Source organism: Arthrobacter sp. Cr_A7 (assembly GCF_029222765.1).
Classification (GTDB): Bacteria; Actinomycetota; Actinomycetes; order Actinomycetales; family Micrococcaceae; genus Arthrobacter.
The window spans coordinates 1-1139 of record NZ_JARHXQ010000078.1; the positions used below are offsets into that span (position 1 = coordinate 1).

General features: G+C 64.6%; 1 protein-coding gene. It reads left to right on the top strand.

Features of this window, described 5'->3' with window-relative positions:
- Positions 1–2: 2 nt before the first annotated feature.
- Positions 3–1139, top strand: a 1137-nt coding sequence (gene pyk / locus P2Q66_RS04745; RefSeq protein WP_275726047.1) for a pyruvate kinase, incomplete at its 3' end; no start/stop codon positions are given.

Here is a 1139-nt window from a genome sequence, read left to right on the forward strand (position 1 = left end):
CAATTGCCAGCTATGAAAACACTCTCGCGGTGCTTGAAGCCGGTGTTGACGTTGCCCGTATGAACATGAGCCACGGCGACTACACCGTCCACGACAACACCTATGAGAACGTCCGGAAGGCAGCCGCTGAGCTAACCAGGGCTGTGGCCATCATGGCGGACCTGCAGGGACCGAAGATCCGCCTGGGCCGGTTCGTGGACGGCCCGCACGCCCTCGCCGTCGGTGACACGTTCACCATCACCACCGAGGATGTTCCGGGTACCAAGGACATCTGCTCCACCACGCTGAAGAGCCTCACCGAGGACGTCAACGTAGGTGACGCGCTGCTGATCGACGACGGCAAGGTGGCCCTGCGTGCCACGGCTGTCGACGACGTCAAGGTGGTCGCCGAAGTGACCGTGGGCGGCATGGTGTCCAACAACAAGGGCATCAACCTGCCGGGTGTGGCTGTCAATGTCCCTGCGCTGAGCGAAAAGGACGAGGACGATCTGCGCTGGGCCATGCGCCGTGGTGTGGACCTGGTTGCCCTGTCCTTCGTGCGTGACGCCACGGACATCCGGCGCGTGCACGAGATCATGGACGAAGAAGGCCGCCGTGTGCCGGTGATCGCCAAGATCGAAAAGCCGCAGGCCGTGGAGCAGTTGCCCGAGATCATTGACGCGTTTGACGCGATCATGGTGGCCCGTGGCGACCTTGGTGTGGAGCTTCCGCTGGAGGAAGTGCCGATCGTGCAAAAGCGCGCCATTGAACTGGCCCGCCGCTGGGCGAAGCCGGTCATCGTGGCCACGCAGGTGCTGGAGTCCATGATCGACAACCCGCGTCCCACCCGCGCTGAGGCTTCCGACTGCGCCAACGCTGTGCTTGATGGTGCCGACGCGGTCATGCTCTCGGGCGAGACCAGCGTGGGCAAATACCCGATCGAGACCGTCAAGACCATGGCCCGGATCATCGAGTCCACTGAGGTCCACGGCCTGGAGCGCGTCCCCCCGCTGGGCACCAAGCCCAAGACCCGCGGTGGCGCCATCACGCGTGCCGCCGTCGAAATCGCCGACCAGCTGGACGCCAAGTACATCTGTGCGTTCACGCAGTCCGGCGACTCCGCACGCCGCCTGTCCCGCCTGCGGCCTATCAAGCCCGTC